A 14,938-nucleotide genomic window follows, 5' to 3' on the forward strand; every position below is an offset into this window, starting at 1 on the left:
CCGGCGGACCGCTTCAGGCGTTTCAAACAGCCAATCCGGGGGTTGGCATTCGCCGCCGAAGCCGCTAAACGTCCGCCCCCTTCCCATTCCCGCCACCTTGCGTTCTCGGACCCGTCATGCCGAATTCCTCTCCTGCTGTCTCCATCGGCGTCGATTTCGGCACCAGCAACACCGTGGTCGCGCTGGCGAGCGCCGACGGCAAGGTCGATGCCATCCGCTTCGACCATGGCGGCAAGAGCCACAGCGTCTACGTCTCGGCGCTGTGCTTCTGGGAGGAGCGGCCGGGCAGCGGCCTCGATCCGCACGCCGAAGGTGGCCCGTGGGCGATCGAGCAGTTCCTGGAAGGCCGCGCCGTCCACCGCTTCATCCAGTCGTTCAAGACCTTTGCCGCGAGCAAGGCCTTCAACACCACCCAGGTGTTCCGCAACCGCTACAAGTTCGAGGACCTGCTGGCGGCGTTCCTGCGGACGCTGACGCGCCACGCCGGCGCGGGCTTTGATCTCGCGGCGCCGACCATCATGGTCGGCCGCCCGGTGAAGTTCGCCGGCGGCAACCCGGACGAGGCGCTGGCGATGCAGCGCTACCAGACCGCGTTCGCGCGGCTCGGCGCGGAACATGCGCGCTATGTCTACGAGCCCGTCGGCGCGGCGTTCTCGTTCGCGCGTCACCTCGACCATGACGCGACCGTGCTGGTCGCCGACTTCGGCGGCGGCACCAGCGACTTCTCGGTGATGCGCTTCACCCGCAAGGGCGGCACGCTGCGCGCCGAACCGCTGGGACATGCCGGTATCGGCATCGCCGGCGACAATTTCGACTTCCGCATCGTCGACCATGTGGTGTCGCCGAGGCTCGGCAAGGGCTCGACCTACCGTTCGCTCGGCAAGGTGCTGACAATCCCCAGCCACTACTATTCCAACCTCGCGCGCTGGCACCAGCTCGCGATGATGAAGGGCTCGAACGACCTGCGCGAGCTGCACACGCTGGCCCGCACCGCCGACCAGCCCGAGGCGCTGCGCAACTTCATCACCATTGTCGAGGACGATCTCGGCTTTGCGCTCTATCGCGCGATCTCGCAGGCCAAAGTCGGCCTGTCGCAGCACGACCGCGTCGACTTCCGCTTCAACAGCGGCGGCATCGACATCGGCGCGACCATCACGCGCGCCGACTTCGAGAGCTGGATCGAAGACGACGTCGCCCGCCTCGGCGCGACCGTCGACACCGTGCTCGACGAGGCGGGCCTTGCGGCGCAGGACATCGACAAGGTGTTCCTGACCGGCGGCACCTCGTTCGTGCCGGCGGTGCAGCGCATGTTCATGGAGCGCTTCGGCGCCGAACGGCTGACCTCCGCCGACCAGTTCGAATCCATCGCCTTCGGCCTCGCGTTGATCGGACAGACGGTGGAGCCGGAGCGCTGGACGGTGGCGGCGTAGGACGCGCCGACACACCACGCCGATCAAGAACGCGCGAGCTGGCGCTCGTCACGGACATCGGCGGGAACCCGGTTCCCCGGGCATGCGTTTCCTTGGTACGTCATAAATCCCGGGAGCCGCCTATGAAGACCGCCCTCCTCGCCGCCGCCGCGGCTGCCATTGCCGCCACGCTGGCGAGCGCTGCACCGGCGAAAGCCGATGTCTATTATCCCTGGTGCCGCTGGGGCACCCATGACTGCATGTATTCGACCTACCAGCAGTGCAGGGCGGCGCTATCCGGCACCTATGGCGACTGCCGGCCGAACGTGTTGGCGCCGCCGCAGCCGATCTATGACGTCGACACGCCGCGGCGCGATCTCCACCACCGCCACGCGCGGGCGTGAGGGTGGCCTTTGCCCAATGATGCCTGCGCGCCACGTGCAGGCGTCGGGCTACTTGCCGGAAATGATCCCGCGAATGAGCATGGCCGCCTCCTTGCGGGGCAACGCGGCGGCCTCGCGATAGAGCAGCGCCCTGACACGGCAGTACGTCGCCTTGTCCTTGTCGGCGACGTCGCTGCGGTCCACGAGATCGAAGTCCTCCCGCGTCATGCCCTTCGCCATCAGCCGCTTGATGAGCTTCGCCCACAGTGCCTTGTCGGCCAGTTGAGAGGCTTCGGGACGCTCCGCCGAGGTCTGAATGATACGCTCCTTGATCTGGTTGGTGCGCGGCTTCAACTCCGGCGTCAACGCGGCAATGGACCCCGTCATGGTCTCGGTCGACGCATAGTCGAAACAGCGCGCGGCGCTCTCTGCCGCCAGCGCATCGATGCGATCGGCATGCAGATTGGCGAAATCCACCAGCACATCGTCATCGGCACGCAGCTCGATGGCAATCACGGCCTCGCGGATCCTGCCGCCCAGGCTGGCTGCAACCTCGGTTTCGGTCTTCCCCGCGACGACGCCGTCATAGAGCACGCCGACAATGTCCTCGAAGCGGCGGGGATCGCGCGTGCGCACCGCGCCCATCCAGTTGCTGGTCTGGACGATCCAGTCCGCCAGATTCGCCCGCGTCAGTTCGAACGAAAATCCCGAGATGGCGAAGTCGGCCCCATCCGACACGCGGGTGATGACGTGAGCCTGGATCAGTTCCGCCTCGGACGGCTTCCAGATGTCGGCGTTTTCCGTGGCCAGCGCCCGCGTGATGAACTGCGGGCTGTAGCCGGCCTCCGAGAACACGCGGCGCTGGCCCTGCAGCTCGGGCGTGTCCTTTTCGTCCTTGCCGGCGAACGACCCGCGATGGAAGCCGAGCGTCGCGCGGTGGAGAAGAACCCGCTCGCGCCCGCCCGCGAAGGCGACGGTGCAGGCCGACAGGCATTGCCCGGAGACATAGGTGATCAGGCCATTGTCCTTGATCAGCTGATAGAGCTTCTCGCCTTCGCCGAGCCGGCCGCCAATGCTGTCGAGGTGCACGACCCGGATCTGCCGCGACGCGCGCAGGACGGTGGCGAAGTCGTCGGTCAGGCCGTACTTGATGCCGCCGGAAATCTCGGCCTCGGTGCCGTTGCGCATCACGCGGATGCTGTAGTCCGGAATGTCCGGATCGTCGAGGAAGGCGATGCGCGTGACTTCGCGGACCTGCGGCACGCCCTGATCAAGCGCAGCCCCGATCGACTGCAGCAGCGCGACGAACACCATGACCCGGGCGATGTAGCCCCACGGCGCCGCGCGGCCCGCCGCCCGACGATCCGCGATATAACGCCCGGCGGACCGCCACACACTCACCCATTGCCAGAGCGATATCACCGCGATGGCAAGCCACATGCCGACGAACGCGACGAACAGCGCCAGCGGATGGAAGCCGGACTTCACGCCGGGCGTCAGGCTGAGGCCATAGGGCACCAGCAGGATCGCAATATTGCCGAGAATGCCGAACACCCAGTAGGACACCGGCAGCGAGAAATCGCCGCGCCAGTTGCGGGCGATGAAATTGTTGAAGCGGAGGCTCTCCGGCGGGGCGGGAGAAACGGCCTCGGACACGGACCCCTCCGCCCCGGGCTCGCGGCGAGCCGCCGCCGCGCGCCAGTCGCGGATCGCGCCGGCAATGAATCCGACGACCATCAACGGCACGATGGTGCCGGCGAGATAGCCGATGTTGTGCGCAGTGCCCATCCCGCCCCACGGCAGCAACACGGGTCCGCGCCACTGCAACAGGATGTCGGCCGCAGCCAGCAGCGCGCCGGGAAGCGCGCCGTACAAGGCCCAGCGGAACTTGGCGCGCCGTGGCCGCGTCGCGCGATCGTCCGGCTTCAGCGCCTCGGCCGCCGTCTTCCAGCCCGCAAAGCCGTCGCGCCATACCCGCAGGCGGTCGGCCCGCTCATGGCCGGCGATGCGCCGCCGCAGCTCGGCTTCGCTGAGCGGGCCGACCTGATCCTCGCCATCGTGCAAAAACCACTCGACGCTCATTACACCCACGCCTCGCCGGGGCGTAGGCATCACCCGCGCACAGCACCGATCGGTGCCGTCGCGCGCTCCCCCAAGCGGGGCAAGCCTGCCACAACCGGAACGAGAATCAACTGTCGAGGAAGGGATGATGCGGCGGGCCGCGGCGGATCCGCGGCCGCGCAGCTCAGGCGGCCTTTGTCTTCGCCTTGGCGGCGGGCTTCTTCTTCGCCGGGGCCTTCGCGGCGGCCTTGTTCGCCGCGGCCGCCTTCTTGGCCGCAGCCTCCTGGGCCACCTTTTCGGCAGCCGCCTTCAGTGCGGCGGCGGTCTCGTCCTCGACCCGCTTGATGGCGCGGGCATAGCTTTCGGCGGCGTTCTGGGCCGAGATCTGCAGGCGGCGGACGGCAGCCGCGGCGTGCAGCTTGGTCTCCTTCGCGATCTGCCGGAAGCGCTCCTTGGCGCCCTTGTCCTTGGCCTTCGCCGAGAGCGCCATCAGCCGGTCGTGCCGCTTCTTGACGGCATCCTGCAGCACCTTGTTCTGCTTCTTCGTGATGTCCCGGATGACGGCATCCAGATCGGCTTCAGCCATTCCCCAACCCTTCTGATGTGACGGCGGTCGATTGTGGGCAACCGTTGTAGTGGGGAGCGGCGCGTTTGGGAAGCCAGCGCCGCGGCGCACAGCCGGCGCGCCTCAGCGCACGCCGGCCCTCACCACCGCCCGCGGGCGGCGCTCCGCCCGGACGACGCTGACGCGGGCGGGGATGCAGCCGCGCCGGTCCTGCGGCCAGGCGGTGGCCACATGGGCCATCGCCACGACGATCGGGGACAGGGCGATGGCGAGCGCCCGCGCCAGCACCAGGATCACCCGCACCATATGCATGATGCCCATGGCGCTGCCCTCACGCCACGCTCAGCGCGACATCGATGTTGCCGCGTGTCGCCCGCGAATACGGGCAGAGCTGGTGCGCGACCTCGACGACCTTGCGGGCGACGTCCGGCGCAAGGCCCGGCAGGCTGACATGGAGCCGCGCCTGCAGCTGGAACGCCTCCCCCGCTGTGCCGAGATCGACCTCGGCATCGACAGCGACATCGCGCGGCAGCGTCACCCCGAGCGTCTGCGCGGCGCGGCCCATGGCGCCGATGAAGCAGGCCGACCAGCCGGCCGCGAACAATTGCTCCGGATTGGTGCCGGCGCCGGAACTGCCCGGCCGCGACAGCGCGATGTCGAGACGGCCGTCGGACGAGCGCGCCGCGCCGTCGCGGCCGCCGGTGGTGTGGGTCTTGGCGGTGTAGAGAACCTTGTCGATGCTGGTCATGGTCAGTCTCCTTGGCTGGGATAAAGAGCGTTATGCGTGGGCTAGAGGCGGTCGACGTCGATCACCGCCTGGGCGAAGGCCTGCGGCGCCTCCTGCGGCAGGTTGTGGCCGATGCCGCCGGTGATCAGGCGATGCTCATAGCGGCCGGAAAACTTGCCGGCGTAGGCCGCGGGCTCCGGATGCGGCGCGCCGTTGGCGTCGCCTTCCAGGGTGATGGTCGGCACGGTGATGACCGGCGCCGCCGCGAGCCGCTGCTCGAGCGGATCGTAGAGCGTCTCGCCCGCGGCAAGGCCGAGCCGCCAGCGGTAGTTATGGATGACGACGGCGACATGGTCCGGATTGTCGAGCGCGAGCGCCGAGCGATCGAAGGTGGCGTCGTCGAAGCGCCACGTCGGCGAGGCGATCTGCCAGATCAGCTTTGCGAAATCATGCCGGTTCTTGTCATAGCCGGCGCGGCCGCGCTCGGTGGCGAAGTAATACTGATACCACCATTGCAGCTCGGCCTTCGGCGGCAGCGGCATCGCACCCGCCGCCTGGCTGCCGATCAGGTAGCCGCTCACCGAGACCAGACCCTTGACCCGCTCGGGCCACAGCGCCGCGACGATGTCGGCGGTGCGCGCGCCCCAGTCGCAGCCGGCGAGGATGGCGGTCTTGATCTTCAGCGCATCCATCAGCGCCACCGCATCGACCGCGACCACCGCCTGCTGTCCGTTGCGCACCGTGTCCGGCGACAGGAAGCGCGTGGTGCCGTAGCCGCGCAGGTAGGGAATGATGACGCGGTAGCCGCGCGCGGCGAGCAGCGGCGCGACATCGACATAGCTGTGGATGTCGTAGGGCCAGCCGTGCAGGCAGAGCACCACCGGGCCATCGGCCGGGCCAAGTTCGGCATAGCCGACATTGAGCAGGCCGGCGTCGATCTGCTTCAGCGGACCGAACGAGGTCTGGCTGCCCGGCTTGACCGCAGGCAGCGGTGCGGACTTCGCCGCGGGCTGTGCGCCTGCGGCTCCGCCGAAGACGGTCGCCGCGAGAGCAAGGGCCGCGGTGCCGAGGAAGCGGCGGCGCGGAAAGACGGGATCGAAGGTCTGGTTGGTCATGATGGAAGCCCTTCCCGGAACATCTGCCTTGCCGGCATCATCAGCCGCGCGCAGGCATGAGGCGGACGCGATCATCGGCCGACAGGTCGATCGTGCAGTCCGCTCCGAGGCCGGACGCACTCGCCTGGCACTGAGCATAGCTCGTGAAGCCACAGTGCTCCTCGCCCTCGCCCATCAGGCAGAAGCTCTCGCCACGCGGCCCAGCCGGATCGGTCTTGGCGGCGGCGGAAGCCGTGACGGCGCCAAGCGCAAGGGCCGCGAGCACCAGGGTGGAATAGATCGTCTTCATGGTTCGTCTCCATTGGTCCGCGCCCGGAAGCGCACTCTGAGTTAAATCGCGTACGCTTAATTCGGATGCGGTATATAAACTGCCTGCCATCGCTGAAGTCAACCCTTCCGATTCAATCGGGCGCGATATATATTGATGCGATGCTTCACATCAGCGTGTGGTTCCCGGGAGTTCGACCATGAGCAGGACAGAAAAACCCACGGTTCCGTCGGAGCCGGCAACAACGCAGGCTGCCCCCCGGCTGTCGGATTTCCTTTGCTTTGCAATCTATTCGGCCAACCTCGCCTATGGCCGGGCGTACAGGGTGATCCTCGAGGAGCTCGGCCTCACCTACCCCCAGTACATCGCCATCGTCTCGCTGTGGGAGGACGACAACCAGACCGTCAGCGGCCTCGGTGAGAAGATGTTCCTGGAATCCAACACGCTCACCCCGATCCTGAAGAAGCTCGAGGCGATGGGGTATGTGCGGCGGCAGCGCGATTCCGGTGATGAGCGGGTGGTTCGCGTCAGCCTGACCGATGCCGGCCGGCGGCTGCGGGAGAAGGGCCTGACCATGAACCTCGTCGAGGCGTCAGGGTTGAAGCCCGACGAATTCACCAAGATGCAGAAAGGCGTCGTGACGCTGCGCGACAACCTGTTGCGGCACGCCAGGGGAGACGATCAGGTCCGCGGCGCCGGCGCGCCAATGCCCGATTAGGCTGAGCCCCCCGGACGACGTCCAGTCACCGGTCTTCCATCGAGAGAGCGACGTCCGCGCCGCCGCCGATTTCATTCCATCGAAGCGAAACCATGACCGCGGTGCGCCGTACTTCGAACGACGCCGGACGCCGCGGCGCTTCCTCGCGGCGACGGGTGTCGCTTGCCCTGCGCAAAGCCGAGCCTCGCGGACGTCCGCGGACCGGCCGCTCTCATTGGAGAAGATCGATGCCGAAGTTGAATGCGATTTTGACAGCTGCCGCCGTCGGCGCGCTGATGATCACCGCCCAGATCGCGCCGCTCGCGGCGAAGGACAAGACGGTGATGGTCGGCGGCGCGCCGATGTATCCGTCGAAGAACATCATCGACAACGCCGTCCACTCGCGCGACCACACCACGCTGGTGGCCGCGGTGAAGGCCGCCGGCCTCGTCGACACCCTGTCCGGCCCGGGACCGTTCACCGTGTTCGCGCCGACCAACGCCGCCTTCGGCAAGCTGCCCAAGGGCACGGTCGAGACGCTGGTGAAGCCCGAGAACAAGGCGACGCTGACCAAGATCCTGACCTATCACGTGGTGCCTGGCCGCCTGCAGGCCGCCGACCTCACCGACGGCAAGGTCCTGACCACGGTCGAAGGCGAAATGCTGACGGTGAAGAACTCCGGCGGCGTGATCTCGCTGGTCGATTCCAAGGGCGGCGCCTCGCGCGTCACCATCCCGAACGTCAACCAGTCGAACGGCGTGATTCACGTCGTCAACAGCGTGCTGCTGCCGAGCTGAGCGGCCAGCATGCCGGTGTGACGCCGTCACATCAGTCCCGGATGCGACGGCGCTTTGCACCAGCCCCGCTGCTGCCACCAGCAGCGGGGCCAGGCGCGCGGCGATGTCCGTCCCGCATCGCCGTGCCCGAACCACGACATGCGATGGCCACGCGGCCCACGCAGGCCTGCGTGACGTTGACAGCGCAGCACCGACCGCTCTGCAATGGAGTGGGAACGGCTGCAGGGACTGTCTGCGGGGTGCGGACCGGCATTTCGAGCGCTGCGCATTCGCTGCCTGCGAGCGCCCGAGCATCCCCGGCCTGTCCATGGTCGGCGACGTGCTGTTTCCGCCGGAAGAGGCCAGCTACGACTTCGCCACCAGGCATCCCGCGATCCACGCCTGCCTCGGCCGCGTCCGCGCGCTGCCGGGCTGGCAGGCGCCATACGACCTGCTCCCGGGACAGCGGTTGCCGCGCTACGTCTGAGGCTGCGCCGCAGCCAGCGCCTCGGCGGGAATGACAAGGCCGTCACGCACCGCCACCTCGCGCAGCGCAAAGCGCCGTGCCCCCGGCAGGCGAGCGCCGTCCTGCGTGGTGATCGAGGCCGCCAGCGCCGTCATCAGCGGCGCGAAGCGATCGTGGCCAAAGGCACGGGGATCGAACGCGATGATGAGCTGGCCCGTGCCGGACGGACCGCCTTCGCCATCGAGGAAGGAGCTGGCGCTCGCCGACAGCGCGGCACCGGCAAGGCACACCGCCAGCACCTCGACGATCGCTGCGAGCGCCGCGCCCTTGGCGTCGCCAAGCGGCGTCATGGTGCCCTTGAGGCCGGCGGCAGGATCAGTCGTCGGGTGACCGTCGGCGTCGAGCGCCCAGCCCTCGGGAATGGCCTCGCCGCGCTGCTTCGCCGCCACGAGGTTACCGCGCGCCACTTTCGATACCGACAGGTCCACCACCAGCGGCGGCGCGCCGTCACGCGGCGCGGCAAACGCGATCGGGTTGGTGCCGAACACCGGCACGCGGCCGCCCCATGGCGCCATTGCCGCCGGCGTGTTGGCGACCATCAGCGCCACAAGGTTCGCATTCGCCAGCCGCTCGACATGCCAACCGGCGGCGCCGCAATGGCTGGAGCGATGGATCGCGGCGGTCGCAACGCCCTGGCTCGCCGCGAGCGGCGGCAGCTCACGGAGCGCAAGGTCGATCGCGGGATAGGCAAAACCATGCGCCGCATCGATCGCCAGCACCGCCGGCGCGGCGCGCGTTGCGACCGGCGTGGCCTGACCGTCCACCTTGCCGCTCTTCAGCAGTGTCAGATAAGTCGGGATGCGCGTCAGCCCATGGCCCTTCAGCCCATCCGCCTCCGCCGTCACCAGCGCCCGCGCCACCGCGCGCGCGTTGTCCGCGCTGCAGCCATGGCGCGCGAACACCTCGGCGGCCCAGGCCGTAGCATCGGCGAGGCTGAGTTTCATGGGCGGCTCCTGACGCGAGTAGCGCGCAAGTGTAGCGGCAACGACGGATCGGAGCGACATCGAAAGACCGTCATTCCGGACGCCGCGCAACGGCGATCCGGAATCTCGACCGCACCACCAGAGGCAATGCCGAGATTCCAGGTTCGTCGCTTTGCGACGCCCCGGAATGACCAGAAGCGACCCGAGCCGTCTTTTGAGAGCAACGTCCTTGTCATGACGCTGAGAGTATGAAAGCCCCTCACATGCCTCACGCGCTGCGATAGAGCTTGGTGAGACTGAACTCGCGGTGGCCGAGCGCTTCGGCGGCGGTGAGGCGGCCGTTGGCGGTGCGCACGATCATGTCGATGAGGGCGTCGCCGGCCTCGGAGATCGTGAGGTCGCGGCGCAGGATGCCGGTGACGTCGCAGTCGATGTGCTCGGGCATGGTGCGCAGCGTCTTCGGATTGCCGGAGATCTTGATCACCGGCACGATCGGATTGCCGATGACGTTGCCCTGGCCGGTCGGGAAGGTGTGCACGACATAGCCGCCGGCCGCCATCAGCGTGACGCATTCCGCTGCCGCAGACGATGAATCCATGAAGTACAGCCCCGGCCCCTTGGCCGGCGTCTCCGCCGGCTCGAGGATATCGATATAGCGCGAGGTGCGGCCGATCTTCTCGAGGTTGCCGAGCGCCTTCTCCTCGATGGTGGTGAGGCCGCCGGCGATGTTGCCCTTGGTCGGCTGGCTGTCGGAGAGGTCAGAGGTCTTGTGCGCCTCGATCACCTCGTCCTGATAGGCCTTCCACATCCGATACCAGCGCTCGCCAACCTCCGGGCTCGCGGCGCGCGCCTTGCACAGATGCTCGGCGCCGGTGATTTCCGAGGTCTCGCCGAACACGCCATAGATGCCCCTGGGCAGCAGCTTGTCATACATGTTGCCGACGGTCGGGCATGACGACAGGCCCGTGGTGGTGTCGGACTCGCCGCACTTGGTCGAGATCCACAGCTCCGACAGCTCACACGGCTCGCGCTGCAGCTCGGATGCCCATTGCAGATAGTCCTTCGCCACGTAGGACGCTTTGGCGATGGTGGCGATGTCGCCATGCTCCTCGATGCCGAAGCCGGCGACCGGCTTGCCGGTTGTCGCGATGCCGTCGACGACGACCTTGGTCCAGGCCGGTTCGATGCCGATGACCACCACGGCGGCGACATTGGGGTTGCTGCCGGTGCCGATCAGGGTGCGGAAATACAGCTCGAGATCTCTGCCGAACTGCAGCCGGCCGTAGGCATGCGGGATCGCCAGCACGCCCTTGACGTTGTTGGCGACCGCCTCGCAGGCGGCGTTCGACAGATCGTCGAGCGGCAGGATCAGCACATGGTTGCGCACGCCGACGCGGCCATTCTCGCGCCGCCAGCCGGTAATCGCAGTCGATCCGCTGCGCTTGACCGCGGGCGCCTTGTAGGCCGGCATCTCGATGGCGCGCCCGCGCACGTCGGCGAGCTGGGTCTTCGCCTGATTGTAGTCTGCGACGATCGATACGGAATTCGACATGAGAACCTCACCAGCGCTTGGTCTTGGCATTGTGGACGTGAAGGTGCTCGCCCTTGCCGATCGCCGCCTTGGTGATGCCGACATCCTCGCCGTATTTCCACACCGTGGCCTGCGCCGGGATATCCGTCAGCGCCACCTTGTGACCGATCGGAATGTCCATTGTCGCGGTCAGGCGGAACGTGGTGTCGGTCTCGGTGATCAGGCACAGCATGTCGGTGCCGGCCGTCAGGCCTTCGACCACCACGACACCGCAATTGTCTTTCGGCGAATGAATGAGACAGTGGGGATGACTCATGGCGCTTGTCCTCGCGAGCAACGATCAAAATCGTTCCGCGCATCACACCGCCGCTCCTCATCCTGAGGAGACGCGCAGCGTCGTCTCGAAGGATGAGGTTAATTGTCCAGCAGCACGCGTCGCGGCCCGGGCCTCATGGTTCGAGATGCGGCCTTACGGCCGCTCCTCACCATGAGGAGGTGAGCTGAAGTCTTGTATAAGATATAAGACCTGATAGGCTGTCAACGATGAAGCGCGCCCCCCTCCGTCATGGTGCCGGGACCGCCGCAGGCGCTGCGCGCCGCGCGGCGACGCCGGATTTCCGGCCGCTGTACCGCCAGGTGAAGGACGCGCTGGTGCGCCGCATCGCCGAGGGGCGCTGGACGCCGGACAAGGCGATCCCGAGCGAGTTCGAGCTCGCCGCCGATCTCGGCGTCAGCCAGGGCACGGTGCGCAAGGCGCTCGACGAGATGGCTGGCGAGAACCTGCTGGTGCGCTACCAGGGCCGCGGCACCTTCGTCGCCGCCCATGACGAGCCGCGCATCCTGTTCCAGTTCTTCAAGCTGACACCGGACGATGGCGCGCGCGTCTATCCCGAAAGCCGCGTGCTCACGGCCGGCGAGATCAAGGCGCCGCGCGCCACCGCGGCGGCGCTGGCGCTGCCGGCGGTGTCCCGGGTGATCCGCATCCGCCGGCTGCGCTCGCTCGCGGGAAAGCCGGCGATCGTCGAGACGATCCTGCTGCCGGCGGCGCGCTTCGCGCGGCTCACCGACGCGCCGATCCCGAACAATCTCTATCAGCTCTACGCCACCCGTTTCGGCGCCCGCATCGCCCGCGCCGAGGAGCGGCTGAAGGCGGTCGCCCTGTCGGCGGCGGATGCCGGCGCGCTCGGCGCCAAGCCAGGCACGCCGGCGCTGCTGATCGACCGCGTCGCCTTCGATCTCGACGGCCGCGCGGTCGAACACCGCCTCAGTGCCTGCCTGACGGATGCGGCCCACTATCTGTCGGACCTGAAATGAGATAACGGACGACACGCCGGATATCAGACATCCCCGCCACATTTCGGCGTCATCATGGATTGCGACCTGACCACCCGCTGACGACCGGCACCGCTCCTTTCGAACCGCTCCACTGCATTCTGAAGTCACGCTTCTTTCGAGGAAGGACGACAAGAATGAGTTTCGCGACCCGTTGCCGACGCCTTGCTGCCGTCGTCGTGATCATCGCCGCCTGTGCGATCAGCCTGACCTCGCCCCGCGCTGCCGCGGCCAATGACTACCCCACCCGCATCATCACCCTGGTGGTGCCGTTCGCCGCCGGCGGCCCGTCGGACGTGATCGCGCGGCTGCTGGCGCATTCCATGAGCCAGACGCTGGGCCAGCAGGTCATTGTCGAGAACGTGGCCGGCGCCGGCGGCACCGTCGGCGCCGCACGGGTGGCGCGCGCCGCGCCCGACGGCTACACGCTGCTGATCCATCACCTGGCGCTGACGGCGGCGCCGAGCCTCTACAGCAACCTCAGCTACGACGCGAGGACCGCGTTCACGCCGCTCGGCCTCGTCAACACCGGCCCGATGGTGCTGGTCGGCCGCAAGACGCTGGCCGCACAGACCGCGCAGGAATTGATCCGCTATTTCAGGGCCGAGGGCGACAAGATCACCATGGCCCATGCCGGCGTCGGCTCCAATGCGCATCTCTGCGCCATCCTGCTGACCCAGGCGATCGGCGTGAAGCAGGTGTATGTGCCCTACAACGGCACGGGGCCGGCGATGAACGACCTCGTCACCGGCCAGGTCGACGCGCTGTGCGACCAGTCCACCACCGCGGTGCCGCAGATCACGAGCGGCACGGTGCGCGGCTATATCGTGACGTCGTCGGCGCCGATCGACGCCATCAAGGAGGTCGAGACCGCGCCGGCGGCGGGGCTGCCGGCGTTCGACATGGCGATCTGGCACGGGCTCTACGCCCCGAAGGACACGCCGCCGGCGATCGTGGACAAGCTCAACAGCGCGCTCGCGGTGGCGCTCGCCGATCCGCTGGTGGTGGAACGCTTCAAGGCGGTGGGCACCGCGCCGTTCCCAACCTCCGAATGGTCGCCGCAGGCACACAAGGCGCGCCTCCTGGCGGAGATCGAGCGCTGGGGGCGCCTGCTGAAGACGGCCGGCGTGACGCCGGCGACCGCGCGTTAGGCCGCCGGCATCAGACGCGGCGTCCCGCCGGGCGGCCGGGTCCATCGCCCAGTTCACGCCACCCGACCGACCGCGCCATCGACGGCGGCGCACGATTGCGCTAGAGACGCCGGACCATGTCCGTCAGCGCCATCGAGGTCTACCACATGCCGTGCGTTCCGCTCACGCCCTTCGCCCGCATCGCGACGGCATCGCCGGAGACAGCGCAATGAGCGGCAATGGCATTGTCATCGTCGGCGCCGGTCATGGCGGCAGCCAGCTCGCCACCAGCCTGCGCCAGGAAGGGTTTGACGGACCGATCACGCTGGTGTCGGACGAGACCGACGTCCCCTATCACAAGCCGCCGCTGTCGAAGGCCTTCCTCAAGACGCCGGACATGGCGCCGCAGCTGCTGCGCGCCGAAAGCACCTATACGGACAACGCGATCACGCTGCGGTTCGGCGCGCGTGTCAGCGCCATCGACCTGCAGGCGCGGCGGCTCGAGCTCGACGACGGCGCGCCGCTGCCGTTCGACCGCCTGGTGCTGGCGACCGGCGCGCGGGCGCGCCGCCTCGCCATCCCCGGCCATGACCTCACCGGCATCTTCACCCTGCGCACGGCGGACGATGCGCGGGCGCTGCGCGCGGCGATCCCCGCGGCACAGTCGGTCGCGGTGATCGGCGGCGGCTTCGTCGGGCTGGAGGCGGCCGCCTCGCTCGCCGGCCTCGGCAAGCAGGTCACGGTGATCGAGGCCGCGGACCGCATTCTCGGCCGCGTGCTGGCGCCGGCGATGTCGGCCTACATGGCCGGCCTGCACCAGAGCCTCGGCGTCAAGCTGCTGACCGGCACCGGCGTCGCCCGCCTCGACGGCGCCAACGGCCGTGTCACCCATGTGACCACGACCGACGGCACGCATGTTGCTGCCGACATGGTGATCGTCGGCATCGGTGCCAACCCGGACATCGGCCTCGCCACGCAGGCCGGACTCGCCTGCGACAACGGCATCGTGGTCGACGGCGCGCTGCGCACCTCGGTGCCGGAGATCTTTGCGATCGGCGACTGCGTCGCCTACGCGCACTGGCAGACCGGAAGCCACCTGCGCCTCGAATCCGTACAGAACGCCACCGACCAGGCGCGGCACGCCGCGCGCGTGCTGGCGGGCAAGCCCGAGATCGCCGGCTATCGCGAGGTGCCGTGGTTCTGGTCCGACCAGGGACCGGCGAAGCTGCAGATGGTGGGACTGGCGATCGGCACGACGCGCCAGGTGATCAGCGGCACACCGGCGAATGGCGCGTTCTCGATCTACCATTTCCGCGACGACCGCCTGCAGGCGATCGATTCCATCAACCGCCCCGCCGACCACATGCTCGGCCGCCGCATGCTGGCCGCGAACTTCCATCCGGATGACGCCCTGATCGCCGCCGGCCCCGCGGCGCTGAAGGCGGCGTTCGCGGAGTTCAGCAAGGGGCAGCCGGAGGCGCGGTGAACGACAGCT

The 14,938-nt window shown here is 68.2% G+C and carries 17 protein-coding genes; 8 read left to right on the forward strand and 9 right to left on the reverse strand.

The window, feature by feature from the left end; genetic code table 11:
* Window positions 1-116 precede the first annotated feature (116 nt).
* Window positions 117-1,430, forward strand: a complete 1,314-nt coding sequence (locus AB4Z37_RS26625) for an Hsp70 family protein (protein ID WP_441519721.1) — start codon at window positions 117-119, stop codon at window positions 1,428-1,430.
* 122 nt (window positions 1,431-1,552) lie between these two features.
* The gene (locus AB4Z37_RS26630; protein ID WP_441519722.1) at window positions 1,553-1,813 is read left to right on the forward strand and encodes a DUF3551 domain-containing protein; all 261 of its coding nucleotides are present in this window, start codon (window positions 1,553-1,555) and stop codon (window positions 1,811-1,813) included.
* A 48-nt stretch (window positions 1,814-1,861) separates the two neighbouring features.
* Here the strand turns inward: AB4Z37_RS26630 and AB4Z37_RS26635 are convergent, their stop codons facing one another.
* The 6 genes from AB4Z37_RS26635 to AB4Z37_RS26660 form a co-directional block, all read right to left on the reverse strand.
* Entirely contained in the window at window positions 1,862-3,874 is a 2,013-nt protein-coding gene (locus AB4Z37_RS26635; RefSeq protein WP_441519723.1) for a GYF domain-containing protein, read from the reverse strand.
* Window positions 3,875-4,037: 163 nt separating this feature from the next.
* Window positions 4,038-4,439, reverse strand: coding sequence for a hypothetical protein (locus tag AB4Z37_RS26640; protein WP_441519724.1), 402 nt, complete (start codon window positions 4,437-4,439; stop codon window positions 4,038-4,040).
* A 102-nt stretch (window positions 4,440-4,541) separates the two neighbouring features.
* Window positions 4,542-4,739, reverse strand: coding sequence for a hypothetical protein (locus tag AB4Z37_RS26645; RefSeq protein WP_441519725.1), 198 nt, complete (start codon window positions 4,737-4,739; stop codon window positions 4,542-4,544).
* Between the two features lie 10 nt (window positions 4,740-4,749).
* Window positions 4,750-5,166, reverse strand: a complete 417-nt coding sequence (locus AB4Z37_RS26650; RefSeq protein ID WP_441519726.1) for an organic hydroperoxide resistance protein — start codon at window positions 5,164-5,166, stop codon at window positions 4,750-4,752.
* Window positions 5,167-5,207: 41 nt separating this feature from the next.
* A complete protein-coding gene (locus AB4Z37_RS26655) occupies window positions 5,208-6,260 on the reverse strand; it encodes an alpha/beta fold hydrolase (protein WP_441519727.1) in 1,053 nt (350 codons plus the stop codon).
* A 40-nt stretch (window positions 6,261-6,300) separates the two neighbouring features.
* On the reverse strand, window positions 6,301-6,549 hold the full coding sequence (locus AB4Z37_RS26660) for a DUF3551 domain-containing protein (RefSeq protein ID WP_441519728.1): 249 nt from the start codon (window positions 6,547-6,549) through the stop codon (window positions 6,301-6,303).
* A 178-nt stretch (window positions 6,550-6,727) separates the two neighbouring features.
* On the opposite strand from AB4Z37_RS26660, the gene AB4Z37_RS26665 reads away from it, so the two are divergent.
* The 3 genes from AB4Z37_RS26665 (at window position 6,728) to AB4Z37_RS26675 (ending at window position 8,488) form a co-directional block, all read left to right on the forward strand.
* On the forward strand, window positions 6,728-7,246 hold the full coding sequence (locus AB4Z37_RS26665; protein WP_441519729.1) for a MarR family winged helix-turn-helix transcriptional regulator: 519 nt from the start codon (window positions 6,728-6,730) through the stop codon (window positions 7,244-7,246).
* A 227-nt stretch (window positions 7,247-7,473) separates the two neighbouring features.
* The gene (locus tag AB4Z37_RS26670; protein ID WP_441519730.1) at window positions 7,474-8,022 is read left to right on the forward strand and encodes a fasciclin domain-containing protein; all 549 of its coding nucleotides are present in this window, start codon (window positions 7,474-7,476) and stop codon (window positions 8,020-8,022) included.
* Window positions 8,023-8,329: 307 nt separating this feature from the next.
* Entirely contained in the window at window positions 8,330-8,488 is a 159-nt protein-coding gene (locus AB4Z37_RS26675; RefSeq protein ID WP_441519731.1) for a hypothetical protein, read from the forward strand.
* Here the strand turns inward: AB4Z37_RS26675 and AB4Z37_RS26680 are convergent.
* The 3 genes from AB4Z37_RS26680 to AB4Z37_RS26690 all read right to left on the reverse strand — a co-directional run bounded on the left by AB4Z37_RS26680 (window position 8,479) and on the right by AB4Z37_RS26690 (window position 11,297).
* On the reverse strand, window positions 8,479-9,471 hold the full coding sequence (locus AB4Z37_RS26680; RefSeq protein ID WP_441519732.1) for an Ldh family oxidoreductase: 993 nt from the start codon (window positions 9,469-9,471) through the stop codon (window positions 8,479-8,481). The genes AB4Z37_RS26675 and AB4Z37_RS26680 overlap by 10 nt on opposite strands.
* Window positions 9,472-9,718: 247 nt before the next feature.
* On the reverse strand, window positions 9,719-10,921 hold the full coding sequence (locus AB4Z37_RS26685; RefSeq protein WP_441519808.1) for a UxaA family hydrolase: 1,203 nt from the start codon (window positions 10,919-10,921) through the stop codon (window positions 9,719-9,721).
* Window positions 10,922-11,009: 88 nt separating this feature from the next.
* The gene (locus tag AB4Z37_RS26690; protein ID WP_441519733.1) at window positions 11,010-11,297 is read right to left on the reverse strand and encodes a UxaA family hydrolase; all 288 of its coding nucleotides are present in this window, start codon (window positions 11,295-11,297) and stop codon (window positions 11,010-11,012) included.
* A gap of 227 nt (window positions 11,298-11,524) precedes the next feature.
* On the opposite strand from AB4Z37_RS26690, the gene AB4Z37_RS26695 reads away from it, so the two are divergent.
* From AB4Z37_RS26695 to AB4Z37_RS26705, 3 genes are all read left to right on the forward strand, one after another.
* On the forward strand, window positions 11,525-12,295 hold the full coding sequence (locus tag AB4Z37_RS26695; RefSeq protein WP_441519734.1) for a GntR family transcriptional regulator: 771 nt from the start codon (window positions 11,525-11,527) through the stop codon (window positions 12,293-12,295).
* 155 nt (window positions 12,296-12,450) lie between these two features.
* Entirely contained in the window at window positions 12,451-13,464 is a 1,014-nt protein-coding gene (locus AB4Z37_RS26700) for a tripartite tricarboxylate transporter substrate-binding protein (RefSeq protein WP_441519735.1), read from the forward strand.
* Window positions 13,465-13,672: 208 nt separating this feature from the next.
* The gene (locus AB4Z37_RS26705; protein ID WP_441519736.1) at window positions 13,673-14,929 is read left to right on the forward strand and encodes an NAD(P)/FAD-dependent oxidoreductase; all 1,257 of its coding nucleotides are present in this window, start codon (window positions 13,673-13,675) and stop codon (window positions 14,927-14,929) included.
* Window positions 14,930-14,938: the final 9 nt, after the last annotated feature.

The sequence above is a fragment of the Bradyrhizobium sp. 2TAF24 genome, from assembly GCF_052115025.1.
In the GTDB taxonomy this organism is placed as follows: domain Bacteria; phylum Pseudomonadota; class Alphaproteobacteria; order Rhizobiales; family Xanthobacteraceae; genus Bradyrhizobium_A.